The sequence below is a fragment of the Bacillus sp. FSL K6-3431 genome (assembly GCF_038002605.1).
GTDB lineage: Bacteria > Bacillota > Bacilli > Bacillales > Bacillaceae_C > Lederbergia.
Genome location: NZ_JBBOCT010000001.1, coordinates 4,485,454 through 4,510,648 on the forward strand (window position 1 = coordinate 4,485,454; position 25,195 = coordinate 4,510,648).

19 protein-coding genes and 2 riboswitches are annotated in these 25,195 nt (G+C 37.5%); of the genes, 16 read left to right on the forward strand and 3 right to left on the reverse strand.

Annotation, left to right across the window (positions count from 1 at the left end):
• Window positions 1-70: 70 nt before the first annotated feature.
• Window positions 71-844, forward strand: coding sequence for a DeoR/GlpR family DNA-binding transcription regulator (locus tag MHB53_RS21595; protein ID WP_340922290.1), 774 nt, complete (start codon window positions 71-73; stop codon window positions 842-844).
• Window positions 845-1,762: 918 nt separating this feature from the next.
• Here the strand turns inward: MHB53_RS21595 and MHB53_RS21600 are convergent.
• Window positions 1,763-2,164: a hypothetical protein gene (locus tag MHB53_RS21600; RefSeq protein ID WP_340922291.1), complete on the reverse strand. Its 402-nt coding sequence runs from the start codon at window positions 2,162-2,164 to the stop codon at window positions 1,763-1,765.
• Between the two features lie 469 nt (window positions 2,165-2,633).
• Between MHB53_RS21600 and MHB53_RS21605 the strand changes: the two genes are divergently transcribed.
• The 3 genes from MHB53_RS21605 (at window position 2,634) to MHB53_RS21615 (ending at window position 8,450) form a co-directional block, all read left to right on the forward strand.
• Window positions 2,634-3,857 (forward strand): amidohydrolase, encoded by a 1,224-nt coding sequence (locus MHB53_RS21605; protein ID WP_340922294.1) that lies wholly within the window; start codon window positions 2,634-2,636, stop codon window positions 3,855-3,857.
• Window positions 3,858-4,347: 490 nt separating this feature from the next.
• Entirely contained in the window at window positions 4,348-5,550 is a 1,203-nt protein-coding gene (locus tag MHB53_RS21610) for an MFS transporter (RefSeq protein ID WP_340922296.1), read from the forward strand.
• Between the two features lie 1,205 nt (window positions 5,551-6,755).
• A complete protein-coding gene (locus MHB53_RS21615; protein WP_340922298.1) occupies window positions 6,756-8,450 on the forward strand; it encodes a methyl-accepting chemotaxis protein in 1,695 nt (564 codons plus the stop codon).
• A gap of 232 nt (window positions 8,451-8,682) precedes the next feature.
• On the opposite strand, the gene MHB53_RS21620 is transcribed toward MHB53_RS21615, so the two are convergent.
• Window positions 8,683-10,155: a catalase gene (locus MHB53_RS21620; protein WP_340922300.1), complete on the reverse strand. Its 1,473-nt coding sequence runs from the start codon at window positions 10,153-10,155 to the stop codon at window positions 8,683-8,685.
• Window positions 10,156-10,386: 231 nt separating this feature from the next.
• Between MHB53_RS21620 and MHB53_RS21625 the strand changes: the two genes are divergently transcribed.
• The 3 genes from MHB53_RS21625 (at window position 10,387) to MHB53_RS21635 (ending at window position 13,175) form a co-directional block, all read left to right on the forward strand.
• Window positions 10,387-10,995: a methyltransferase gene (locus MHB53_RS21625; protein ID WP_340922302.1), complete on the forward strand. Its 609-nt coding sequence runs from the start codon at window positions 10,387-10,389 to the stop codon at window positions 10,993-10,995.
• Window positions 10,996-11,661: 666 nt separating this feature from the next.
• Window positions 11,662-12,684, forward strand: coding sequence for a VanW family protein (locus MHB53_RS21630; protein WP_445661468.1), 1,023 nt, complete (start codon window positions 11,662-11,664; stop codon window positions 12,682-12,684).
• Between the two features lie 182 nt (window positions 12,685-12,866).
• Complete coding sequence (locus tag MHB53_RS21635; protein WP_340922304.1) at window positions 12,867-13,175, forward strand: DUF3892 domain-containing protein; 309 nt, start codon at window positions 12,867-12,869, stop codon at window positions 13,173-13,175.
• Between the two features lie 103 nt (window positions 13,176-13,278).
• Here MHB53_RS21635 and MHB53_RS21640 read toward each other — a convergent pair whose 3' ends face one another.
• Window positions 13,279-13,443 (reverse strand): hypothetical protein, encoded by a 165-nt coding sequence (locus MHB53_RS21640; RefSeq protein ID WP_340922306.1) that lies wholly within the window; start codon window positions 13,441-13,443, stop codon window positions 13,279-13,281.
• Window positions 13,444-13,990: 547 nt separating this feature from the next.
• Here MHB53_RS21640 and MHB53_RS21645 point away from each other — a divergent pair.
• From MHB53_RS21645 to MHB53_RS21685, 9 genes are all read left to right on the forward strand, one after another.
• Window positions 13,991-15,202, forward strand: coding sequence for a NupC/NupG family nucleoside CNT transporter (locus MHB53_RS21645; protein ID WP_340922308.1), 1,212 nt, complete (start codon window positions 13,991-13,993; stop codon window positions 15,200-15,202).
• A gap of 1,203 nt (window positions 15,203-16,405) precedes the next feature.
• Window positions 16,406-17,038, forward strand: a complete 633-nt coding sequence (locus MHB53_RS26490) for a methyl-accepting chemotaxis protein (protein WP_445661540.1) — start codon at window positions 16,406-16,408, stop codon at window positions 17,036-17,038.
• A gap of 194 nt (window positions 17,039-17,232) precedes the next feature.
• Window positions 17,233-17,490 (forward strand): DUF3949 domain-containing protein, encoded by a 258-nt coding sequence (locus tag MHB53_RS21655; RefSeq protein WP_340922313.1) that lies wholly within the window; start codon window positions 17,233-17,235, stop codon window positions 17,488-17,490.
• Between the two features lie 338 nt (window positions 17,491-17,828).
• On the forward strand, window positions 17,829-18,647 hold the full coding sequence (locus tag MHB53_RS21660) for a PRD domain-containing protein (RefSeq protein ID WP_340922315.1): 819 nt from the start codon (window positions 17,829-17,831) through the stop codon (window positions 18,645-18,647).
• Between the two features lie 438 nt (window positions 18,648-19,085).
• Window positions 19,086-20,537 carry an N-acetylglucosamine-specific PTS transporter subunit IIBC gene (nagE, locus tag MHB53_RS21665; protein ID WP_340922317.1) on the forward strand — a complete coding sequence of 484 codons (1,452 nt, stop codon included), beginning with the start codon at window positions 19,086-19,088 and terminating at the stop codon, window positions 20,535-20,537.
• 69 nt (window positions 20,538-20,606) lie between these two features.
• Window positions 20,607-20,834 carry a hypothetical protein gene (locus tag MHB53_RS21670; protein ID WP_340922319.1) on the forward strand — a complete coding sequence of 76 codons (228 nt, stop codon included), beginning with the start codon at window positions 20,607-20,609 and terminating at the stop codon, window positions 20,832-20,834.
• Between the two features lie 138 nt (window positions 20,835-20,972).
• Window positions 20,973-21,079: riboswitch (SAM riboswitch) on the forward strand.
• Between the two features lie 173 nt (window positions 21,080-21,252).
• A riboswitch (SAM riboswitch) is annotated at window positions 21,253-21,366 on the forward strand.
• Window positions 21,367-21,615: 249 nt separating this feature from the next.
• Window positions 21,616-23,580, forward strand: a complete 1,965-nt coding sequence (locus MHB53_RS21675) for an acetoacetate--CoA ligase (protein ID WP_340922321.1) — start codon at window positions 21,616-21,618, stop codon at window positions 23,578-23,580.
• Window positions 23,580-24,746 carry a thiolase family protein gene (locus MHB53_RS21680; protein WP_340922323.1) on the forward strand — a complete coding sequence of 389 codons (1,167 nt, stop codon included), beginning with the start codon at window positions 23,580-23,582 and terminating at the stop codon, window positions 24,744-24,746. Before MHB53_RS21675 ends, MHB53_RS21680 begins: the two co-directional genes overlap by 1 nt.
• Entirely contained in the window at window positions 24,743-25,165 is a 423-nt protein-coding gene (locus tag MHB53_RS21685; protein WP_340922325.1) for a Zn-ribbon domain-containing OB-fold protein, read from the forward strand. Before MHB53_RS21680 ends, MHB53_RS21685 begins: the two co-directional genes overlap by 4 nt.
• Window positions 25,166-25,195 lie beyond the last annotated feature (30 nt).

Consider the following 25,195-nt stretch of genomic DNA (forward strand, 5'->3'; position numbering starts at 1 on the left):
CTTTTGTTTCGAGTCAACAAATGGATAAGGATTATGTATGAGGATATAGTTGTAAAGGAGAGCATTAAGAATGTCTTTACTATCAGAGGAAAGAAAACGTGTGATTATTGAACTGATTGATCAACATGGAAGGGTAAAAGTAAATAATTTAGCTCGTGATTTTGAGGTTTCTACTGAAACGGTGCGTCGATACTTAGAAGCACTAGAAAATGAAAAAAAGTTAAAAAAAGTATATGGTGGAGCAGTAAAAATAGAACAAGAAGAAGAGCCAGCTTTATTTGAACGTGAAGTGTTGCGAATGGAGGAAAAGCAGCGAATTGCTGAAAAAGCTGTTTCCTTTATCGAAAATGGGGATATGATTTTTATTGACGAAGGTAGTACGACTTTGCAAATGGTTCCGTATCTTTGCGCACTGTCTGATATTACTGTGATCACCAATTCATTTCCTGTTGCATCTTATCTAATAACGTTTTCCAATCAACGGAAGTTTAATGGAGAAACAATTTTTATAGGTGGGACGGTCAAAAACAATCATTTTCGAACATCCGGATCTCTTGCAGAAAGAATGGCCCAAGAATTTTTTGCAGATAAAGCATTTATTGCAATAGATGGCTTAGATCCATCTCGCGGTATCACTAGTTATGACATAGAGAAGTCCATGATGACAAAGATTTATATGGAACAAGCCAGTGAAATATACGCGTTAGCAGATCATTCGAAAATAGGAAAGAAAGCAAATTATAAAATGGCAGAATTAAAAGCGGTGGACAAAGTCTTATCGGATAGTGATATTCCTGATGATTGGACAATTTCTAATGATATATGTGAATGGATTAAATGCTAATTTGAATTTCAGAAGATGATAAAAAAACAAATGACGAAGTTGCGAAAAGGTTAAATCTAACAGTCAAACGAGCTGTCCGATAAGTAGGAAAATCGTTAAATTGGCTTTCTGCTGATTTTCATCTTGCTCTGATTTGAGAAAAATATCAGTTGATTGGAGTGGGGTGCGTTCAATTGACGTTTGGGAGCGCCTTTTTCGCGGGGAGGGTAAATCGGTAGCCGTTCGATTGACCTTAGTCGTGCTTTTTTTGCAGGGAGGGGCACTCGGAAGGCGTTCGAATGACCTTGGGAGTGCCTTTTTTGCAGTGAGGGTCACTCGGAAGGCGTTCGAATGACCTTGGGAGTGCCTTTTTTGCAGTGAGGGTCACTCGGAAGGCGTTCGATTGACCATAGTCCTGCCTTTTTTGCAGTGAGGGTCACTCGGAAGGCGTTCGATTGACCATAGTCCTACCTTTTTTGCAGTGAGGGTCACTCGGAAGGCGTTCGATTGACCATAGTCCTACTTTTTTTGCAGGGAGGGGCAATCGGTAGACGTTCGATTGACCTTGGGAGTGCCTTTTTTGCAGTGAGGGGCACTCGGAAGGCATTCGATTGACCTTACTCCTGCTTTTTTCGTAGTGAGGGGCAATCGGAAGGCGTTCGAATGACCTTGGGAGTGCCTTTTTCGCAGTGAGGGGCACTCGGAGATTTACCTTAGTCCGGCTTTTTTCACAGTGAGTCTATTGACCATAGTCCTGCTTTTTTCGCAGTGAGGGGCACTCGGAAGGCGTTCGATTGACCTTACTCCTGCTTTTTTCGTAGTGAGGGGATATCGAAGTGCGTTCAACGATCAGGTCGTGCCTTTTTCGCGATGAGGATAAAATGGAGAGGGTCTCCTAAAAAGCCAATTATATGACTTTGGATCCCCCCTTTTTGACTGTTATCTGGGAGTCGTGGGCTTTACGGTAATTGCAGGGGAAGATGTTGTTATGATACAGCCTTCAAGGTCCTGAGCGTGTATAAATCCTAGATTAAGAGCAGACTTAATTTTTAAGGCGTCAGGCTTTTTTACGATCTGAATAAGATCATTCATTTTTAAAGCTTCTAACCTTTTAATGGTTTCTTCATCATCAAATTTCTCCGTATTTCTTATTTGTCTTTGTAGTTTATATCCATTTAAAGTGATTTCCCCTTTAGCAAGGGTTCCAATTTGATTATCAAAAAAGTCATGAAAGATCTTCTTTAGTTGATTCATTTCTGTTTCGATTTCTTTCTTCTTCTTATTAAGTTCATAATAATTTATTAGCAATTCTTCTGTCATCAGTGCATTAGTATTTTTCAATAATCTCCCTCCAATAACAATCGATGGTCTATTTTATTGATGGATGATAGAAAATATTACTGATAAGTTTAGTGAAAATGGAGAATCATAGAAGAAATCTATTGAATATCTTTATGATTGAACATATTATGGAAAAATGAGTGGTTGTATATAATAAATAAGTAAGTACCATTTAAATATTCGCCCACCAGATAAGATAAGTTATCTATATATTATAATTGTTAAATTCATTTCCAATGATACATTAGAAATGATTATTAGATTGATTTTATTTACCAAATCATCCTTCTTTAAATAGGAAGATAAAATCAAGCTTCCGGTTTAAATGGACATCATCCATCTGAAAAATTTTAAGTTTATCGATGGTCATAAGGATCACGCGAGTACTACTTCGTATTTAAACTAATTCCTTTGCTTGTGGACAGTACATTACTTTATAAAAATAACTTTGGGAAAGTAGGATCCGGATATGTTGGGAACATCGTATTGGTTAAAGAATGTAAGATTAGAAAAAGATTATGTGGTAGAAGAAGGACAAGTCGTTGGTACTAAAACGGAGATTTGTCATATTAGAATTGAAGACGGTACCATTGCTGAGATTACTGGGACTGAAGTGGAATTGCAAAGTAATCTTCCAAAATACAACTGTAAAGAGCTTTTGATGTTACCTTCATTCGAAGAAGCACATATTCATTTGGATAAAACTTACTTCGATGGACCTTGGAAAGCTGTAAAGCCTATATCTACTATCTTCGAACGAATAGAGGAAGAGAAAATATTACTCCCTAAATTACTACCTATGGCTAGACAACAAGCCGAAAGCATTTTAACATGTATACAACGATTCGGTTCTACACATGTCCGTAGCCATTGTAATATCGAGCATGTCAGTGGTCTGCGCCGTTTAGAGGCAACCAAGCAAGCATTGGACACTTTCTCCAGTAAAATATCATCTGAAATAGTAGCTTTTCCACAGCATGGACTGCTTCGATCCGACTCAGTCCAACTCGTAAAACAATCTTTAGAAGAAGGTGCAACACATGTGGGTGGTGTTGATCCATATACAGTTGATGGAGATATGGAAAAGTCACTTCAGACGATGGTCGAATTGGCTGTTTTAAATAATGCAGGCATTGATATTCACTTGCATGATGGAGGGGAAGCAGGAAAACGAACACTAACACGGCTTGCAGAATTGACCGAAGAATCTGGATTGCAAGGTAAAGTAACAGTTAGCCATGCTTTCTGGTTTGCAGGTGCCGAGCCGAATGATGCGGAAATAATAGCTGAGCGAATGGCGTCACTTGGCATGTCCATCGCGTCTACGGTACCAATTGGAAGAACGACGATGCCGCTCATGATGTTACATAACAAAGGTGTAAAAGTAAAATTGGCAACAGATAGCCTTACGGATCACTGGTCTCCTTTTGGAACTGGAGATCAGTTAGAGAAAGTTGGACGGTTCTCGGAATTATATGGATGTACTGATGAATTGTCGCTGTCTCAGTCCCTTGGATTTATTACTTCCGGAATAACACCCCTTAATGAAAAAGGTGAGCAAATATGGCCAAAGCAGGGAGATACGGCGAACTTTATATTGGTTGAAGCCAGTTGTTCGGCGGAAGCGGTAGCCCGTAGGTCGGAGCGGCAAGCAGTTTGGTATGAAGGACGACTTGTAAGTGGTTCACTGTAGTTATATGCGAAGGTAGTTTACTTTTGTATAGTTCAGATATTATTAAAAACCGAGGCAATCTTAGATAAAAATTGTATTCATGTAATTTTTGATTGAAACCTGCTATTTAACGTGCTAGTATAAATATCGATATAACATTACCTTTAAATACGGTCCAGAGAGGCCGAAAAGGGCGACTAAATAGTCTTTGTACAATTTTTTATTTCGATGTACATTCATGCCCTTTTGTCCTCTGCGACGGAAGGGCATTTGTTTTTTACTTTTATTTTAAGATTTGAAAGTATCAGAGATACAATTTTTGAAAAAAATTTTTTCTCTGCATTTCTTAAATTGTAGGAATCTGTATACGTAATACTCTTTTAAACAAAGTCCTGTGAGGCTTGAAAAGAGGATGGGTGACATTTTTGTAAATGATTAATTACATTATCCATTCCTTCGATGCATCAAGAGCTTTATTTACTGTAAGAATAAAACTGGAGGGTGGAACAAGATGAATTATCGTAATAAAACAGTTGTAGCGTCAACAGCGGGATTAACGTTAGAAGGCATGGATATCATGTTTATATCTTTTGCCATGTCAATGATTATTGCGGAGTTTAACATTGATTTAGCAACAGGCGGGCTAATTTCTTCTATTACTAATATCGGAATGCTTATTGGGGGAGTAGTCTTCGGTATTTTGGCAGATAAATTTGGTAGAGTAAGAATTTTCACCTATACAATTATTTTGTTTGCAATAGGAACAGCATTAACAGGACTTGCAACTAGTATTGAGCAAGTCTATTTGTTCAGATTTATCGCAGGAATTGGTGCAGGAGGAGAGTATGGCATAGGTATGGCTCTTGTTGCGGAGGCATGGCCAAAGCATAAACAAGGTAGAGCTTCTTCATATGTAAGTATTGGTGCCCAAATTGGCGTTATACTAGCAGCGCTACTTAGTGCAATAATCCTCCCTACTTTGGGATGGAGAGCCCTGTTTTTCGTTGGAGTGCTTCCAGTTATTTTTGCTTTTATTGTTCGAAGGAATCTAGATGAATCTCCGGAATGGTTGGCTGCCCAAAAGCAGGAAAAGGTTGTCAATAAACAAAAGGAAGGTAAGTTGGCTCAATTGTTTAACAGCCCTAGAATAGCAATAACGACGGTCTCTTTAGCAATTATGGCAACTGTTCAGATTGCAGGATATAATGGATTAATGATCTGGTTGCCTTCTATGCTTCAGGAATCACAAGGATTATCTGTTTCAAGTTCTGCACTTTGGACAATCAGTACTGCTGTAGGAATGATTATCGGTATGCTGACCTTTGGCCAATTCATGGATAGATTTGGAGCGAAGCGCTCCTTTGGGATTTTTCTGCTTGCCTCCGCATGTGCAGTATTTTTATACTCGTATGCAACGGGTAGTGTCGGTGTATTAATTGGTGGCGCAATCGTCGGATTCTTTTCAAATGGAATGTTTGCGGGGTATGGAGCGTTGATAGGCAGTTATTATCCAGTTCAAATTCGAAGTACTGCCACGAATACGATATTTAACTTTGGTAGAGCGATAGGCGGCCTGTCGCCAATCCTTGTTGGTTATATACTGCAAAGCTATGATATGACAGTAGCGATGCTCTATTTAGCAGTCCTATATTGTATATTGTTTATTGTGATGCTTAGCCTGAAGAATAATTCGTCTAGAACCATTACAGGTTAAAAAAGTTTATGAATGGTGGATGCTATCAATATGAGATCATTTCCCTATTCAAAAAGATGCTCGATTTTCTACGTTTCAAGATTTGTAACGGATGCGTATTATTTATTACCAGGGATAAAACTATCTCCTTTTTTATCCCATATACCTTAACAATCTTCACAAGGAAAAAGCATGGTCCGATTTAAATTGGACCATGCTTTTTCCTTTATCCTTAAAGAGGTTGCTCAAATATCCGGGAAAATGATTGGGGAAACATATTGCTTATTACAGTTCATTTTTCCTTTCTTTTGAACCCGCTCTGAAAGGGGTGCACACGGAAAATTTTTTATTCATTTCGTATTTCATAAACTGTCTTTCCTGACGAACATTTAATTACCCGTCAGTGCAGTTTAACCGATCTGACTGTATTGGTGATAGGCAAAGGCATCGTAAGCGCTAGTCTTCGATTCACACCTTTTTACATGTCAGCTATCAAGTTGCACTTTCACAAAAAATTACCGCTTACTGCTCGGCATAACACTGTGTGAATAGAACCTAATTTTCTCGGTTCTCGACGAGTGTACCAATTGCAAGTAAAGTAAATCTTCCGTCAAGGCTGTGCATTTCATCCGTGGAAGTCACTTGAAAAAGGGTTCTTTCCAGCGGTTGTTTCGCCTTGTACTCTACATATACCCGCTTAATATCGTGATAAACCAATATACCCAAAAAATAATACACTTTTTGGTATATTGTTCAAGGGTTACAGTCTCTTTTACGATGGCGCCTGTTAATCAAACCCTTATCCTTCGCAACATGTCTAAGAAAATTAGGATAAGTAAATGTAAAGGATCTGTAATAAATTAACAATTAATAATTTCGTTAAATGGGTAAATATAGTCTCGAAAAAGCCGATATAAGATAGGTCTAATGGAATGATAATTTAGATTTTGTAACTCAATATGCAAAGACAAGACATAGTTTAGAAATTGATCTTAGGTTGGATTAATTACAAAATTAGTCTGAGATACAAGGATAGATAAACGATGAAAGAAGTGGAGATGACTAGAAGATGTGCATGTGAAGTTTGATTGATAAAGATCAGTGTGACTAAACTATCTTTCATTGATTCTATATGAAGTATTAAAGCGATCTACTCTTTTAATAAATGGACTTATGCAATAAACGAATGAGAAAGAAATATTTTAAATAATGGAGTGTTGGTAGTAGTGAAAAAACTATTTAATTTTAAAAGTATTAAAATGAAAATTTTATTCGGATTTTCTTTTGTTGTATTCTTGGCTTTAATTTTGGGAGCTTATACGATTCTTTTCGTTGGAAATATCAACGGAAACACAAGTGAAATTGTCGAGGAACAAGTTCCATTATTAATTAAAAACGAACAAATTGCTTTAAACATGTCTAAAAGAACATCGTTAGTTCGAGGGTATATTATATATAATGACCCTGCTATGAAAACTGAATTCAATGAGATTTCAAAAAGGGGAATTGAATTAGAGAATGAATTAATGGACTTGAATAATGATGAAGAAATGAAAAAGCTTATTGCTAATAGAGAACAATTTGATCAAATCATCAATGAGATTTTCGTAGAATATGATGGAGGTAATATAGAAGCAGCAATGGAACTCTTAAATACAAAAGCTAAACCATTAGGGGCAGAGATCATGAACGCTTTTGAAAAAAGAGCGCTCATCGGAGAAGGGGGCATTGTTGAAAGAGGTGATGAGATTCTTAGATATGGGAAGGTAGGTTTGAATGTCGCTGTAGTATTGTCACTTCTTGTTATTGCACTCGGTATTCTAGTAGCACTGATCACTTCCCGTTTAATTACAACTCCGATTGTCTCTGTTATGAATCGTATGAAAATAATTGCAAGTGGTGATCTAAGTGAGGAACCGCTTGTAACAAAAGCTAAAGACGAAATAGGGCAACTTGTTAAAGCAACAAATATCATGAATGACAATACTAGAAACTTACTAAACGAGATAAATAGCGTCTCAGAAACTGTCTCAGGTCAAAGTGAAGAATTGACGCAAGCTGCTAGTGAGGTAAAATCAGGGACGGAGCAAGTTGCGATTACGATGGAAGAATTAGCAACTGCGTCTGAAACGCAAGCCAATAGTGCAACAGATCTCTCTCTAGCTAATGGAACATTCATTAATAAGGTCAAGGAAGCGAATGAAAATGGGGAACGTATTCAAGCAAACTCATTTGAAGTGTTAGAAATGACTAGTGAAGGGTCTCGTTTAATGAATTCCTCTACCGATCAAATGGCTAAGATTGATCAAATTGTCCATGATGCAGTTGAAAAGATGGAAAATCTAGATAATCAGTCACAAGAAATTTCAAATTTAGTATCTGTCATTATGAATATTGCAGCTCAAACAAATCTTCTTGCATTGAATGCAGCGATTGAGGCTGCAAGGGCAGGGGAGCATGGCAAAGGATTTGCTGTGGTGGCCGATGAAGTAAGGAAGCTTGCTGAACAAGTAGCCATTTCCGTGAATGATATAACTGGCATCGTATCAAATATCCAGAGTGAATCAAGCATAGTCGCGGAATCATTAAAAAGTGGATATAAAGAAGTGAAAGAAGGAACCATTCAAATAGAAACAACTGGTGAGACTTTTAATAAAATCAGTAGCTCTGTAACAGCAATGGTAGAAAATATTAAAATAGTGTCTGGAAATTTATCTGATATTGTGGCTAATAGTCAGTTAATGAATGAATCTATTGAGCAAATTGCGGCGATCTCTGAAGAAGCAGCTGCGGGAATAGAACAAACGGCAGCTTCTGCACAACAAACTAGTGGGTCAATGGAGGAAGTAGCAGGAAGCTCTAATCATCTCGCAGAATTAGCGGAAGAAATGAATAACTTAATTCATAAATTTAAACTTTAAAATGAATGTGTAAAATAAGTATTAGCTTTTTACGATAGCATTGATATTCGCTAGTTACACAATATATAAATTAAAAGAAAGATAGATAAAGCGGGCTATTCGCTTTATCTATCTTCTTTTGCTATATATCCAGCCCTTTCATAATGCATACTGTTTCTACAAAAAAGTTTATTTTTTACAACTTTCGGAGTTTACTTGTATTATTATCGGCGCTGTGGGCATTTATATTAAACTATCCTATCTCTACTTCACTCCAAGAAATTCCCAGTGCTTCCGCCACTCCTTGTCCATATGCTGGATCTGCTTTGAAACAGTTTTTAATATGGCGTAGTTGGATATGTTTATCAGCAGCACCAATATTTGTAGCTGTATTTTCAAACAATGCTTGTTGTTGTTCTTTGCTCATTAAGTTGAAGAGTTTACCTGGTTGCTCGTAGTAGTTATCATCATCTTCTCTAAAATTCCAACGATCAGCAGCACCAAAGATATCAAGCGCTGGTTCTTTATATTCTGGCTGTTCTTGCCATTCTCCATAGCTGTTTGGCTCATAATGAAGTGTACTTCCCGCGTTTCCATCGACCCTCATTGATCCGTCACGATGGAAACTATGGAATGGACATTTGGGTTGATTAACCGGGATTTGATGATGATTTACACCTAACCGGTAACGTTGTGCATCACCATAAGAGAACAACCTCCCTTGTAACATTTTATCCGGAGAAAAGCTAATACCTGGTACAACATTTGCAGGTGTAAAGGCAGCTTGTTCGACTTCGGCAAAATAGTTATCAGGATTACGGTTAAGTGCAAACTCCCCCACCTCAATAAGAGGGAAGTCTTTCTTATACCAGACTTTAGTAAGATCAAAAGGGTTGTAAGGCATATTATTCGCTTCTTCTTCCGTCATTACTTGAATGTACATCTTCCATCTTGGGAAATTGCCTTCTTCAATTGACTCATATAGATCTCTTTGATGGCTCTCACGATCTTTACCAACTAGTACTTCCACTTCTTGATCAGTTAAGTTTTCGATTCCTTGCTGGCTACGGAAGTGGAATTTAACCCATACGCGTTCATTTTGGGCATTGATCATACTGAATGTATGGCTCCCAAAGCCATGCATGGTTCTGTAAGTCTTGGGAATACCGCGATCGCTCATAACAATTGTCACTTGGTGAAGGGCCTCAGGTAATGAAGACCAGAAGTCCCAGTTATTATTTGCGCTTCGCATATTCGTGCGTGGATCACGTTTTACAGCATGGTTCAAGTCTGGGAATTTTAAGGGGTCTCTAAAGAAGAACACAGGTGTATTATTACCGACGATATCCCAGTTTCCCTGTTCAGTATAAAATCTCATTGCAAATCCACGAATATCACGTTCTGCATCTGCGGCACCGCGTTCGCCGGCAACCGTAGAAAAGCGAACAAACATATCCGTTTGCTTACCGATCTCTGAGAAAATTTTTGCATGTGTATACTTTGTAATGTCATGTGTTACAGTAAATGTGCCATATGCACCAGATCCTTTCGCATGCATACGGCGCTCAGGAATCACTTCCCGATCGAAATGAGCTAGTTTTTCTAAAAACCAAACGTCTTGTAAAAGCATAGGGCCTCTTGGACCAGCAGTTAATGAATCTTGATTATCAACGACTGGAGCCCCCGCTGCAGTGGTCAATTTTTTCGGACTTTGATTCTCACTCATTAGAACACACTCCCGACATTAGTATTTATAGCTTACATATTAATCATAGCAAAAAGATTGTAAATTTTCTAATAAAATAGTTTTATAATATTTAAGAATATAGGAACTTAATCAGGTTTCTATTAATGAGATAGAATAAAGGTATATACTTGCATTAATCAATTTATATAAATATACATTTATTTTATTTACGATAATAGAAAAAGATGTGCAGACACAAGGAGTGAACCAATGAAAGAACGATTTTATGATGATTTGCTGAACGTCAAAACGATTGGGGAGCAAAAGGGGTTTAATAAGTCCAAGCATTATCATCGTTATGAAGCAACACCATATAATGCATTAGAAAAGCTATTTCAGCAATATGAATTAAAAAGTAGCGATCGTATAGTCGATTTTGGATGTGGTAAAGGACGTTTAAATTTTTATATTCATTATCTGTTTAAAGCATCAGCTATTGGAATCGAAATGAATAAGATATTTTATCAAGAGGCAATGGAAAATCTTAATAGTTATACGAAGAAAAATAAAAAAGGTTTAGAGAAGATTCATTTTCATTGTTGCTTAGCGGAAGAGTATCAGATTGATCCATTGGATAACCGTTTTTATTTCTTTAACCCTTTTTCGATACAAATTTTCATGAGAATTATATATAATATATTGCTTTCTGTGGAAAAGTCACAACGAGAAATAGAACTAGTATTATATTATGGATCAAGGGAATATGTATTTTTTTTAGATAACTACACCTCATTTGAATTGGAAAGGGAAATAGTACTTCCAAGTTTGTATGAACACGATCCTTATGAAAAGTTTTTAATATATAGATTATTATTTTAGAAACCTAATTGAATGAAATTTAAAAGCAGTATTAAGAAAACCAGGCGAAATACCCGGTTCTTTTATAACTATTCGAATATGAGTGTTGTTTTCCGTAGTACTCGCTTTCCGCTAGCATAACAATTACCTTTGCAAAAAGACTACTCATGATTCTGAAAGTGATTTTTGAATCGCTTTTTTTATTGATATGGTGTCTATTTTGATGATAGTTTAATCCATTAATTTCAATAATCGATTACTTTAATGATCTTTTGACAATTCTCCATTTCATCCTCCATGAAATCTGTTGTGTTTTTGATGGGAATCTTATATGAACTAAAAATCATTGATTGTTGATTTTTAGCAGGTTCGGTTGATTGGGGCGGAAGGCGGCGACTGGAGCGGAAATCAACGGTATTCTAAAATAGATCCTTACATTAAAAGGACTTTTTTAGTGCCCTCAAAAATACTTACTCATTTTTTATCTATGTCCGACGATGCTGTTTTATCATACACACCATCATAAGTGACTGGCCAAAAAAAGTATGTCAATTAACAATCCCAACATAGGAATATTTCAATATGTGTTCTATTGGAATATAGAAATGCCTACCTGAATAGTATTAAAAGCATCAAAGAATAACGCTTAATGATATCTATCAGATGATAAAAAGGTAGGAGAGAAAAATGGGAATGTTTAAAGGGGCAATCGTGATGGTGTTAGTTGCTAGTTTAATAGGTTTAGTTGGGTGTTCAGGAAAATCAGCAAAGGAAAAGGAGTTGGAGGAAAAAGTAGCAAAACTAGAGAAGCAAATTAACACGAATAAGAAAAAAGAGGAAGTAAAACAAAAAGAAGCACAACAAAAAGAGGAAGAAGAGCAACCACTTGCAGTAAAAGTGGTGGATCCTAATACAAAAGAGGTTATTAAAACATTTTCTCCAGAAGAAATGGGATATGGGTCTAATGATGAATATAAAGAAGAAGTTAAAAAGTGGGTAAATGATGTGGCTAGAGGAACAGAAACAACGGATGGATACGATCAGAGAATGATCCCAGATAAAATAGGAGAAGATGGACAGATCATAAAAGGAATACCTAGAGTAATATTAGAGGAATCTGAGCTATTTAAAAAAGTAATTAGTGCGTTTTCAGAAGGTGGAACAGTTGAATTACCTCTATATGTAAGTGAAAGTGGATATAAAACGGAAGAAGTTTCACAATTGGGAGAAGTGATGGTCGCTTCATATACGACAAATTTCGATAGTAGTGTAGCTGGGAGAACAAAAAATATAGAACTTTCTGCGCAGGCAATCAATAATGTAATTCTCGGAGTGGACGATATATTTTCTTTTAACACGACTGTTGGACCGAGCGATGAAGCACACGGATATCAAAAAGCAATGGAAGCATTAAACGGAAAATTAGTGGAAGGAATTGGTGGCGGTATCTGTCAGACGTCATCTACTTTGTTTAATGCGGTAGATAAATTAGGTGTTTCTTATGTGGAGAAGCATCATCATTCGTTAAATGTTGGGTATGTACCGGATGGAAGAGATGCAACCGTATCATACGGAGGGTTGGATTTTAGGTTTCAAAATTCTGTAGGTGTTCCACTGTTATTGCAAGCTATTGCAAATAATGGAACACTAACCGTAGAGGTTAGAACGTCTAAAGTAAATCAAGGTCTAATAAAAACAGGAAATAATTAAGTTATTACGGGATTGAAAAATGGACATTTAAATAATAAAAGCTTAGATATACGAATCTTTATTTCAAAATGGAGGTATCATTTAAAATAAATAACATCCATTGTATCTGTATAAAAAATGTCAAACTCCACATAAAACACTCCAATATAGTAAAGCTTATCAATATATTGGAGGTGTAGGAAATGGAGAAAAAGGACTTTGAGAAAATATATGATGAGTATCGTGGAAGTAACCAAGAGACCAATATTACTGATCAAGAAGATACAATGGGAAAAGAAGAAATTATTGCGGTACGGAAAAATAATGATGGAAATCTTATTGCTTTTAAAACGAAAACAGGGCGTGAATTGGATTATATAACGGCTCTGGATGAAGCAAAGGCAGGGAAAATTGCTAATATTGATGTATTTCATAAATATGACCGAGACATTATTCGCAGCGAACCTGATGGGATAGAAGAAAACAATTTAGATAACCTCCCTTTATTTTAGAGGATGTTCAAAAAATCACCAAATGATAAAAGGAGAATTTCCTCGTTGGCACTTTTTAGTTAACAGTTATCCCCCACATCCATTCAATGTGAGGGATAACTGTTTATAGATTATTATTTTGTTGCTCTATCTCTTTACGGGCTTGAATTAAATTTGCTGTTTCAAACGCCCGATGTTCATTCACGGAATCGCCAGGCTCCAAATTGTTTAAATTTGCCTGAACCTTCATTTTCTCCTCGTCTATACTAGCATTTAATTTCTTCTTCACGTTAGTCACTCCATTTAAAGAAATTCTTCTATTCTATAGCTTTTACGAATGTATAACCATTATTCCTCTCATATTGTTAATAACATAAAAACTTCTGTAAAATTAAAATGTATGTTGGTTAGATATCAAGGAGTTGGTGCAAGTGAAAGCATTTTTTAAATCAGCACAAGACTTTTTCAGTATTGATTTTTCTAATGTTAAAAATTATTTTATTTCCTTAGCTTTAACAATAATCATTACTTATCTAATTATATTCGTTTGTCGGAAGATACTAAGGCAAATCTTCAAACATGTACGTATTATAGAAGCGAAAAAGGCGGAAACCATTGAAAGTGTTGTAAAAAAATACATCTAAATATATATTTGCAACGATAATATTAAAATTAAGATGGCGGAGCAATCTGTGGAGATAAAATAGAACGTTACTGTATTTTTCATAGGAATATTAGATAATTGTATCAAAAAGTAAAAAAGGCTAATCCTATTTATACTTAGCCTTTTTTCTTTGCGTCAATTTAAAAAGGAAAAACATAAAGAGGTGGAAAAAGTGAATTTGTTATGGGGTATTTTTGGTGTATTTGTTGTTTTAGGTATTGCTTTTCTGTTATCGAATGCGAAGAAGTCATTAAATTTTAGAACCATTTTAGGCGGCTTAGCCATTCAGATAGCTTTCGCATTTATCGTATTAAAATGGGAGGCAGGAAGAGCAGGGTTGAAATGGTTGTCGATGGGAGTACAAAATATTATTAATTATGCCAATGAAGGAATTGCCTTTTTATTTGGTCCGGCCGCAAATACAGAAGAATTTGGATTTGTCTTTGCTTTTCAAGTATTAACGATAATCATTTTCTTTTCTTCTTTAATTTCCACATTATATTATTTAGGTGTAATGCAATGGTTTATTAAATTAATTGGAGGTGGATTAAGAAAGCTGTTAGGAACAAGTCAGGCTGAGTCCGTATCTGCTGCAGCAAATATTTTTGTGGGCCAAACGGAGGCTCCGCTTGTTATCCGCCCATTTTTGGCAAATATGACAAGGTCTGAGCTTTTTGCTGTTATGACAGGTGGCCTTGCTTCTGTTGCCGGTTCCGTACTAGCGGGTTATGCACTCCTAGGCGTACCACTTGAATATCTTTTAGCAGCGAGCTTTATGGCCGCACCTGCTGGATTAATTATGGCTAAAATAGTCATGCCTGAAACAGAAAAGTCAGTGGTGACTGATTTTAAAATGGAAAAAGAAGGCGATTCCGTTAATGTAATTGATGCGGCGGCACGCGGTGCAAGTGATGGTTTGAAACTCGCATTAAATGTAGGCGCGATGTTATTAGCGTTTATTGCATTAATTGCATTAATTAATGGGATATTGGGTGGAATAGGTGGCTTGTTTGGATTTGGTTCCATCACGCTTGAAGGAATATTAGGAGTTTTGTTTTCACCACTTGCATTTGCAATTGGAGTTCCATGGTCGGAGGCAGTGATTGCTGGTAGCTTTATTGGTCAAAAACTCGTTCTAAATGAATTTGTCGCTTATGCTGCTTTTGCTCCAGAAATCGGAGAATTATCGTCTAAAACAGTAATTGTTGTAAGTTTTGCGTTATGTGGATTTGCTAACTTAAGCTCATTAGCGATTCTACTTGGCGGACTAGGTGCACTTGCGCCAAACCGACGTCCAGATATTGCAAGATTAGGTATTCGCGCTGTAGCCGCGGGTATGTTGGCTTCATTATTAAGCGCAGCAATTGCCGGAATGTTTATATAAAAACTTTATTGGGACGTGTGAATATTATTCCAGATACAGATTGGTGCTAGCAGGGGATGAAGTAGCCATTTAATATAGGGGCATTCAATGGCTGCCTGACGTATTAATTATGTACGGAAGCACTTTCTTACATGAAATATGAGTCGATAAACATCATCTTAGTGATCACAGACCTGCTACAAAATTGGTTTACTCTTTTTTTGTAGGCTTAAAGAACTATTTGTAGGGGGGATAGTGGTAACTATGATTAATTAGACTTATGATTAGACAACATAAGATGATTCTAAATAACTAAGGGGTGTGAAAGTGTTGATTGTTAGAAAAAATATTATGATGATGGTTTTTGCATCTTTTGTTGTAATATTATCGGCTGTTATTTATATCTTACATAGGTTTGTCGGTTGGCTAGATTCGTATATACTCTTAACGCAGCTCCGAGGAGAGAATACTAGTTACGAAGGAAGTGTAATATTAATTTTTTTCATTTTACCAGTATTATTCTTATTAATGGCTTTTGTTTTTTTCCGAAAGGAGAAAGATCATGACTGGATTCCTATTCTTTTAACATTATCATTAACATTTGGTAGTATTTCTTTAATTGCTAATGGAAATGGAATGGTAGAATATCATTTTTCAATTTTTATGGTAGTTGCGGCTTTGGCTTATTTCGAAAGCGTTCGCCTTATTCTATTAAGTACAGCAATTTTTGCAATACAGCATTTTGTAGGATTTTTTGCATTTCCAGAATTAGTCTGCGGAACTGCAAACTATCCATTTAGTTTGCTCATGATTCATGCATTGTTTTTAGTGTTTACTAGTGCAGTTGTCATTGTACAAATTATTGTTAGACAACGCTTTTTTCTACAGTTGAAAAAAGAGAAAGACCATGCAGATATTATTAAAGAAATGATGAATAGTATTTTATCTACTTCCAAAAATGTATTACAAAACGTGGAGAATTTAGAAACAGGTTCAGAGGAATCAGCGCACTCGACCCATGAGACTGCTGCCTCGATAGAAAATATGGTGAACGCTGCACAAAAACAATTGGATGATGCGAAAAAGAGTCGCCAAATGCTAGATGAAGTGTTAAAAAATGTTGCTTCTATTATTCAACAATTAGATCATTCAAAAGCATCTTCTTTAGATACGACAAAAGAGGCACTTATTGGTCAAAAAGGAATGATAGAAACGGTTGAGCAAATGTCTTATATCTCTGCCAACGCAGAACAAATGGGTCAGGTAGTGGCGAGGCTCGAGAAACGCTCCATCGAGATTCAAGAGACATTAAAACTGATGACAGAAATAACTAGGCAAACAAATTTATTAGCTTTAAACGCAGCTATTGAAGCTGCAAGAGCTGGTGAAGCCGGAAAAGGTTTCGTAGTCGTCGCGGATGAAGTACGAAAGCTGGCTGATCTCTCGAGTAAACATGCCGATAAAATTAGCGTGGTACTGAATGATTTAACGCATGATACAGCTGATTTAGCTATTGAGATGGACCGTTCAAAAGAGACAACATTGATGGGAATATTAAAAGTAAAAAGCTCCGATGCAATATTCTCAAGCATTGTCCAAAAGGTAGAAACGGTTCATAATTTACTTGATGTTTCGCATACGATGGCTGAAAACATCGGGAGAAGCGCGGATAATGTCCATCGTTTTATAGATGAGATGAATATTATGTCAAAAGAAAATAAAGAAAATATGGAGAGTATCTCGGTTGCCTCGGAGCAACAATTGGCTACATTTATTGAATTTAAAAGTATTACAACAGATTTACGAAGTACTACAGAAAATCTTAATAAGCAAATTGCTGATATCAGGGTCTCATAATAATCTGACACGTTTTAGTGGCACATCTGGAGGGGGAGATTTATCGTATCTAAATTGGAATTAGATAGAATGTTAGGTATTTAAAAGCTGCGACTTTATATGTTCATTCAAGTATTTTTCAACAAAGTGAAACTATAATCCTTCCCTTCCGTATTATTAATATTAAGATATAATGTGTAGGGAAGGAGAGTACAATGATGGAGTTTATGATTATCATTGGTTCAGTACTTGTTCTTTATTATATAGTTTTGATTCCGATGCAATACGCAAATATTGCCACAACAAAGAAGTCGATGAAAAAGTCCGGTTTAACTCATAATGAGGAATATGAAAAAATGAGTTTTGAAGAGCAGCAATTACAATACAACTTACAAGGGAATATTTTCAATTTGCCCGCTACATTAATTGCGCAGTTTATTTACTTTATTCGCCATCGAAATGAAAACAGGTAGAAGGTAGTACGAATCCACCTTTCTATCAATTAGTTAAATAAATTGATTGCGGTTACATCTTGTAATTTTAAAAGTTCAATGTTATACTACTACTATAATTTCATTACGGATCACATGTTACTGATACGATCAGGCATGGTGGTAAATAAAAGAAGTCATGCTTCTTTTGTTATACCTCCATGCCTTTTTTGATGCCTTGTTTCACTTTGTATAACTATAAGCGACATGTTAATGGTTTTGAATACATGACCGAATCACCGCTAATTCGCGGTTGAAGGATAACAGCTTATATATAGTGACACACTGATGAAAAAGGGAAAACAAGGAGATGGTTTCCGTTGAAAATAACAAAGATATTGAATAATAATGCTGTGATAGTAATGGATGGACAAAAGGAGAAAATTGCGATTGGAGCTGGGATTGCTTTTCATAAGAAAAGAAATGACATTGTAAATGTCCATAAAATTGAGAAGCTTTTCGTTATGAAAGAGAATGAAAAGCTTCAACAACTTCTAAATAGGATCCCAGAAGAGCATTTTACCATCTCGGAGGAAGTTATTACTTATGCAGAGGAGTATATCGGCTCAAAGTTAAATGAGCATATTCATATTGTTCTTACTGATCATCTTTCATTTGCGATCGAACGGGCAAGAGATGGCATTCATTTGAAAAACAAATTATTTCATGAAATAAAAATCTTATACAAACGAGAATTCGAAATAGGCCTATGGGCAGTTAAACATATAAATGAAAAATTTCGAATAGATATGCCCGTTGATGAAGCTTCTTTTATTGCACTTCATATCCACACGATGAAGCTCCAAGGTGGTGACTTGCGGCAAACGGTTAGACATACAACGATTGTTCGAGATATGGTCCAAACGATTAAAGGATATTTAAATATCACGGTCGAAGAAGACGACATATCTTACCAACGTCTGCTTACTCATTTACATTTTGCTTTGGCTAGATTAAATAATTACGAAATCCACACGATGGATGAAGAAATGTTAGGAATGATCAAGAAAAAGTTTCCAATATCGTTTAAATGTGCATCAGAGGTAGCAAAGAAGTTGTCTATAGTGCATAAGGTAGAGCTACCAGAGGAAGAATTAGGTTATATCACACTTCATATTGAAAGATTAAGAAAATATTAGTTTAACAAGGAGATTTGCTTTTTCAATATGGGAGTAAAAGTGACTTTAAAGGAGGCGATGCAAGCCATATATGCTTTCGATTGTTTATTTTTCAACAGAGAACTACAAATGGATGCAATTTTATATAATATAAATTCGTTTTCTATTCATCGTTGAACATAGATAATTGTGCCGTATTGATTCAAAAGGTTAATTTATCGCAGATTAACGGGCAGTAAAACCCCGCTTCAAGACTTAGAGAAATCGAAGAAGGATAAGTGAGGGAAACTGCCCGTAAAGGCCCGATTGGTTCAGGCCAACAGGATGTTGGTCACTCAGGCGTTGCCGCAGGACGCGGCGACCTTTTCCTGAGTTCCTTAACCATCAGTGGGGGATGAACAAAACCCCCACTGATGGAAGTTTCACTTTATACGAGTTTTGATAGGAGGAATGGTTAAAATGATGAAATATTTCCAAAAACTTGGTCGTTCCCTCATGTTGCCAGTTGCCGTATTACCAGCAGCAGCAATATTAATGGGAATTGGTTATTGGATCGATCCCTCTGGAATGGGAGAAGGAAGTGCGATAGCCGCTTTCTTAATTAAAGCTGGATCTTCCATAATTGACAATATGTCTATTTTATTTGCAGTTGGTGTTGCGCTCGGGATGTCCAAAGATAAAGATGGCTCCGCTGCGTTAAGTGGGTTAGTAGCCTACCTTGTAGTAACCACTTTGCTTTCAACAGAGTCAGTAGCTATGCTACAGGGAATAGATGTGGAAAATGTAAACCCTGCCTTTGAGAAAATAGGCAATCAATTTGTTGGTATTATTTCCGGTATAGTGGCAGCAATTATGTATAATCGCTTCAGTCATGTACAATTACCAGATGCATTGGCATTCTTTAGTGGAAAGCGCCTTGTGCCGATTATGACAGCTGTTTCAATGTTAGTAGTATCTGCTATTTTGTTCTTTGCATGGCCTGTTATCTTTACTGGATTGGTTTCATTTGGAACAATGATTAGTAAGTTAGAGTTTATTGGTGCAGGATTATATGGATTCTTCAATAGATTATTAATTCCAACAGGCTTACATCATGCATTGAACTCTGTATTTTGGTTTGATGTAGCTGGAATAAATGATATTGGGAACTTCTGGGCTGGAACGGGTACTAAAGGTATAACAGGAATGTATCAAGCAGGATTTTTTCCTGTTATGATGTTTGGTTTACCAGCAGCAGCACTTGCTATGTACCATACAGCGAAAACGAAAAGGAAAAAACAAACTGCATCCTTAATGTTGGCAGTAGGTTTTGCTTCGTTCTTTACAGGTGTTACAGAGCCACTAGAATTTGCATTTATGTTTTTAGCACCAGCACTTTATGTCGTCCATGCTGCTCTAACTGGTATCTCTTTGGCCATTGCCGCATACTTTCAGTGGACTGCCGGGTTCGGATTTAGCGCAGGATTCGTAGACTTTTTCTTAAGTTCAAGATTGCCACTTGCTAATCAACCATATATGTTAATTGTTCAAGGATTAGTTTTTGCTGTTATTTACTATTTCTTATTCCGATTCTTAATAGTCAAATTCAACTTAAAAACACCAGGTAGAGAAGACGATGTAGTAGAAGAGAAACAGGAAGAAGATGAAGTAGAAGAAGTTACCGGAGATAGATTTGCTGTTATGGCAGCTAAAATTTATGAAGGATTAGGCGGTGACGATAACGTCACTTCTGTCGACAATTGTACGACACGTTTAAGAGTGGAAGTAAAAGATATGGATGCAGTAAATCAAAATAAAATTAAGAATACTGGCGTCCCAGGAATTAATATTGTTGGAAAACAAAGCATTCAAGTAATTGTTGGTACAAATGTTCAATTCGTAGCGGATGCCATTGATAAGATTCGCAAATAAAAACCGAAACCTTTTTTATATAGAAACGTAGGAGATAAAGAAGGAGGGATTAGGCTGAAAAAATACTTTGTGTTTGCTGTTATTTTTGCTTTAGCTTTGATTGTACTCCAACTCATTTTAGGTGTAGTATTAACAATCTCGTACACACCTAGCTCGTCAGTAGGGGAGATCACTGCATTATCATCCAAGGTTGAATTCGGAGAAACAAGTATGGTTTCGCAAGTTGTCATCGCCTTATCTGCATTAGGTATTACTATTGGTGTGACAAAGCTTAGCAATAAAAAAATAGTTAGATGAGCAAAAGGAAGGGATGCAAATGGCATTCCCTTCCTTTTTGTTATTCGATGAGGAAACATTCACACTTTTTGTAAAAATATGTTGACTAATTGTAACGAAGCAAGTATTATCATTTTATACAATAATTTAATGAATTTCTTCTTATCAAGAGAGGTGGAGGGACTGACCCCGTGATGCCTCGGCAACCGACATATAAATGTACGGTGCCAATTTCAGAGGAATTAAGATGATTCCGAAGATGAGAAGGTGGACTAATGCTGATTATGTTTATTCACGCACTCCCCTTCTCTCTTTATGAGCAGAGGGGTTTTTGTTTTCTAAAATAAGGTAAGGATTCTAACTTTTCATTTTCAATAAAATAATAAAAGTATCTATAATCTAGATATATGAATACTTTAATATATAACTAAATATGTATTTCTTATCCAGAGAGACGGAGGGTACACAGGCCCGAAGATGTCCGGCAACCTTCAAGTGAAAGCTTGAAAAGGTGCTAATTCCTGCAGGTATGTATGTTCCTGAAAGATAAGATGAGGCGCCCCTCTTCTTATGATGAGGGGCTTTATTGTTTATAGCTTCTGTTTTACATTTCCGAGTATCCACTTAAAGAGTATAAGAGAAGGGCAGATCAAGAATTAATCTGAGTAATATTATAGAAATAATTAATATTGAGCAAGAGAGTTAAAACCAAACGGAAGTATTTAATGACATAATTTTTCTAGAAGTGATGAACGATAACCAATTAGATGCGTTCACGTTTGGTTCAGAGGAGGAAAAGAACTTGATAAAAGAAGAGAATTTACTGGAATCAAATATATTATGGCAACCGAGTGAAGAGTGGATTTCACAGTCTAATTTAGTGGAATTTTCTAAACAGATTGATTATCCACTTCTACCATATGAACGTTTTCACCAATGGTCGGTGGATCAACCTGAAGAATTCTGGTCAGCTATTTGGGATTTCACTAATATCATTGGGGAAAAAGGTGAAAAGGCATTTGTGCCTCCAACTAAGAGTGGCATGCTGGGTGCCCAATGGTTTCCAGATGCTCGTTTGAATTTCGCAGAAAATCTATTGAGTGGGGACAAAGGAAATGCAGCAGTGATTGTAGCTGGGGAAGATGGTGTTACCCAATCTTATACATGGGGGGAATTACGCAGTAAAGTAGCTAGGGCACAGCTAGGTTTGAAAAATCTAGGTGTATGTCGTGGTGATCGCGTAGCAGGGATAGTGACAAATGGAATCGAAGCGATAGTAGCGTTATTGGCGACAACGTCACTGGGAGCTGTTTGGACTTCATGTTCTCCAGATTTTGGCTCTCAAGGGATTGTCGATCGTATCGGGCAAGTAAAACCAAAGGTATTGATCGTTTCACTGGATTATCAATATAATGGCAAGTTTTTTGATATTCGAGAAAATATCAATGCTGTATGTAAGGTGCTTGACGGTATTTCTGCAATCATTACGTTGACAGAGAAAACAGATGAATCTATTAAGCAAACAAAGAAAGTGTTGAGCTGGCAGGAACTGTGTCAGGAAGGGCCTTCTGTTCCAGAATTTACGAGAGTTCCTTTTGATCATCCCCTGTATATCCTATATACATCAGGGACCACGGGCCTTCCTAAAGCAATTGTACATTCCGTTGGCGGCACATTAATTAAGCATTTGAAAGAACATCAATTACACTGTGACGTGAAACCTGGAGATGTAATGTATTGGTACACGAATACTGCATGGATGATGTATCCGTGGTTAGTTTCGGGGCTTGCGAGCGGTGCTGCAATTTTGCTTTATGATGGATCACCATTGCGTAAGGATAAAATTGGAATACTGTGGGAGATTGCTGAAAAAGTTGGTGTGACACATTTCGGAACTAGTCCGAAGTATCTGGAAGCTTTACAGAAAGCTAATTATTCGGTTGGACAGGAACACAATTTGTTAAAGTTGCGCAGTGTTCTTTCTTGCGGGGCACCACTATCGGCAGAACAGTATGACTGGGTCTACAAACATATTAAGAAAGATTTAATGTTGGCATCGATTTCGGGTGGAACTGAAATAATTGGTTGTTTCGTGATGGGCTCTCCTATACACCCTGTTCGGCGTGGTGAGATTACTTGCAAAGCCCTTGGAATGGCTGTCGATGTGCTTGATGAATATGGTCTATCGGTTTACAACCAAAAAGGGGATTTAGTTTGCACAAAGCCGTTTCCAAGTATGCCGCTCACATTCTGGGGAGAGGGTGGAGATGAAAAATACCATTCTTCCTATTTTGCTAATCGACCAGGGATTTGGACACATGGAGATTTAGCAGAACAAACTGCGGAACAATCGCTTGTCATATACGGAAGGGCTGATACAACACTTAATCCAGGCGGTGTCCGCATTGGTACTGCTGAAATTTATCGTGTTGTTGAACAAATCCCGGAAATCATAGATTCTTTAGTTTTCGGTTTACCGAATGCGGGTGATGAAGAAATAGTGTTATGTATAGTAACGAAAAATGGGGAACTAGACGATGTACTAGCTGATGTTATACGTAAAAACATTCGAAGAAAAGCTTCTCCACGACATGTTCCTCGTCGTATTTATTGTGTGAAGGAAGTCCCTTATACAATAAATGGGAAGAAAGTGGAAGGGGCGGCACGATCCGCGGTAGTTGGTCAGGAGATAAAAAACAAGGGATCACTTAATAATCCAGATTGTCTTGTGGATTATGCTACGTTGTCAGAAAGGAGTTACGTATGATGGTCAAACGACGGGTTCCGAAATGTGCAATTGTAGGTATCGGGGAACTTGCGCCGGTACGTTATACAGAAGGCGCAACAACATTAGGATTAATTGCGGAGTCTGTGCGGCTAGCAGTTGAAGATGCCGGTCTGGAAAAAGATGCGATTGATGGTCTTTTAGTCGGCCCACAAGTGGGAGAAACTCCTCAACATGTACCAGCAACAGTAGCGGAATATCTTGGCCTTGAGCCGACAATGTCGAATGTGGTCGATCTCGGTGGAGCTTCTGGAGCTGGAATGTTATGGCGAGCTGCAGCAGCGATCGAAGCGGGTATGTGTGAAACGGTTGTATGCGTGCTTGCTAATACGAATGAAAGAAGCGGAACTCCGCGTTCACCTAATCGTAATCCAATTCGAGAATTTGATGTACCGTTCGGTGCTTCCGGAGCGAATACCTCCTATGCGCTGCTGAAGCAACGTCATATGGCAGAATATGGATCAACGCAAGAGCAATTTGCTTTGATTGCACATTGGGCGCGGAAAAACGCTCAACTGAATCCGAATGCAATTTTCTATGGTAAACCGCTTTCGGTTGAGGAAGTTTTACAATCACCTCTTATTATCGATCCAATGCATTTATACGAAATTGTGATGCCAGTTGCCGGTGGAGCGGCATTCGTCGTCACTTCGAAAGATAATCTGCCAAGTGGGGGTCATCCACCGGTATATTTACTCGGTGCGGGGGAAAAGATCACTCATCGCGCGGTTAGCCAATCCCCGGCGCTCGCATCAGCGCCGTTGCAATATGCGATCTCGGCTGCATTAGGCCAAGCTAATGTGAGTGTGCAGGACATGGATTTATTATCTTTATATGATTGCTACACAAGTGTAGTCGGGATTACGTTAGAAAATGCGGGATTATGTACACCAGGGAAGTTCGGTGAATGGATGAAAGACCATTCATTCGGCTACGACGGGGATTGGCCGCTTAATACGCATGGTGGTCAACTTGGATTTGGGCAAGCAGACCTTGCGGGGGGCATGTCACATATTATTGAAGCAGTGCGTCAGTTAAGGCATGAAGCACATCCGCGGCAAATTCCCAATGCGCGCCTTTCCCTTGTGACAGGCAATGGGGCCACATTAAGTGAAGCAGCAGCTTTAGTAATGGGGGTGGAATCATGAGTAAGAAGTTTGAAAATCTCGTAGTTCCGGGCCCAACAATTACCGCTGTGTCAAAGCCTTTCTGGGATGCGGTGGCGCGAAAAGATTTTATCTTGCAAAAATGTGTGGATTGCAAACAATCGGTATTTTATCCGAGAGAGATATGTCCACATTGCTGGAGTGCCAATCTAGAGTGGGCACCTGCTTCCGGACATGCACGTTTGAAAACATGGGGTGTTGTTCATAGACCTGGTCATCCAGGTTGGCAAGCGGTGGCTCCATATATCCTTGGAATTGTTGAACTAGAGGAAGGTCCAACGATGATGACTCATCTGTTACTCGATCCCGTTCAAGACTTGCACATTGGTTTGCCATTACAAATTAGTTTTACAAAATGCAATGATGTTTGGCTGCCTTTTTTCAAACAAAAAAGTGAATGAAATAAAACATAATAAATAAAGGAGGGCATA

What these genes read in the sequence shown, in the direction of transcription:
- MHB53_RS21595 (WP_340922290.1), top strand. Translation starts at nt 71, where the DNA reads ATGTCTTTACTATCAGAGGAAAGAAAACGTGTGATTATTGAACTGATT.
- nagE (WP_340922317.1), top strand. Translation starts at nt 19,086, where the DNA reads ATGATGAAATATTTCCAAAAACTTGGTCGTTCCCTCATGTTGCCAGTT.
- MHB53_RS21605 (WP_340922294.1), top strand. Translation starts at nt 2,634, where the DNA reads ATGTTGGGAACATCGTATTGGTTAAAGAATGTAAGATTAGAAAAAGAT.
- MHB53_RS21680 (WP_340922323.1), top strand. Translation starts at nt 23,580, where the DNA reads ATGGTCAAACGACGGGTTCCGAAATGTGCAATTGTAGGTATCGGGGAA.
- MHB53_RS26490 (WP_445661540.1), top strand. Translation starts at nt 16,406, where the DNA reads ATGTCTTATATCTCTGCCAACGCAGAACAAATGGGTCAGGTAGTGGCG.
- MHB53_RS21625 (WP_340922302.1), top strand. Translation starts at nt 10,387, where the DNA reads ATGAAAGAACGATTTTATGATGATTTGCTGAACGTCAAAACGATTGGG.
- MHB53_RS21685 (WP_340922325.1), top strand. Translation starts at nt 24,743, where the DNA reads ATGAGTAAGAAGTTTGAAAATCTCGTAGTTCCGGGCCCAACAATTACC.
- MHB53_RS21620 (WP_340922300.1), bottom strand. Translation starts at nt 10,155, where the DNA reads ATGAGTGAGAATCAAAGTCCGAAAAAATTGACCACTGCAGCGGGGGCT.
- MHB53_RS21630 (WP_445661468.1), top strand. Translation starts at nt 11,662, where the DNA reads ATGGGAATGTTTAAAGGGGCAATCGTGATGGTGTTAGTTGCTAGTTTA.
- MHB53_RS21635 (WP_340922304.1), top strand. Translation starts at nt 12,867, where the DNA reads ATGGAGAAAAAGGACTTTGAGAAAATATATGATGAGTATCGTGGAAGT.
- MHB53_RS21610 (WP_340922296.1), top strand. Translation starts at nt 4,348, where the DNA reads ATGAATTATCGTAATAAAACAGTTGTAGCGTCAACAGCGGGATTAACG.
- MHB53_RS21655 (WP_340922313.1), top strand. Translation starts at nt 17,233, where the DNA reads ATGATGGAGTTTATGATTATCATTGGTTCAGTACTTGTTCTTTATTAT.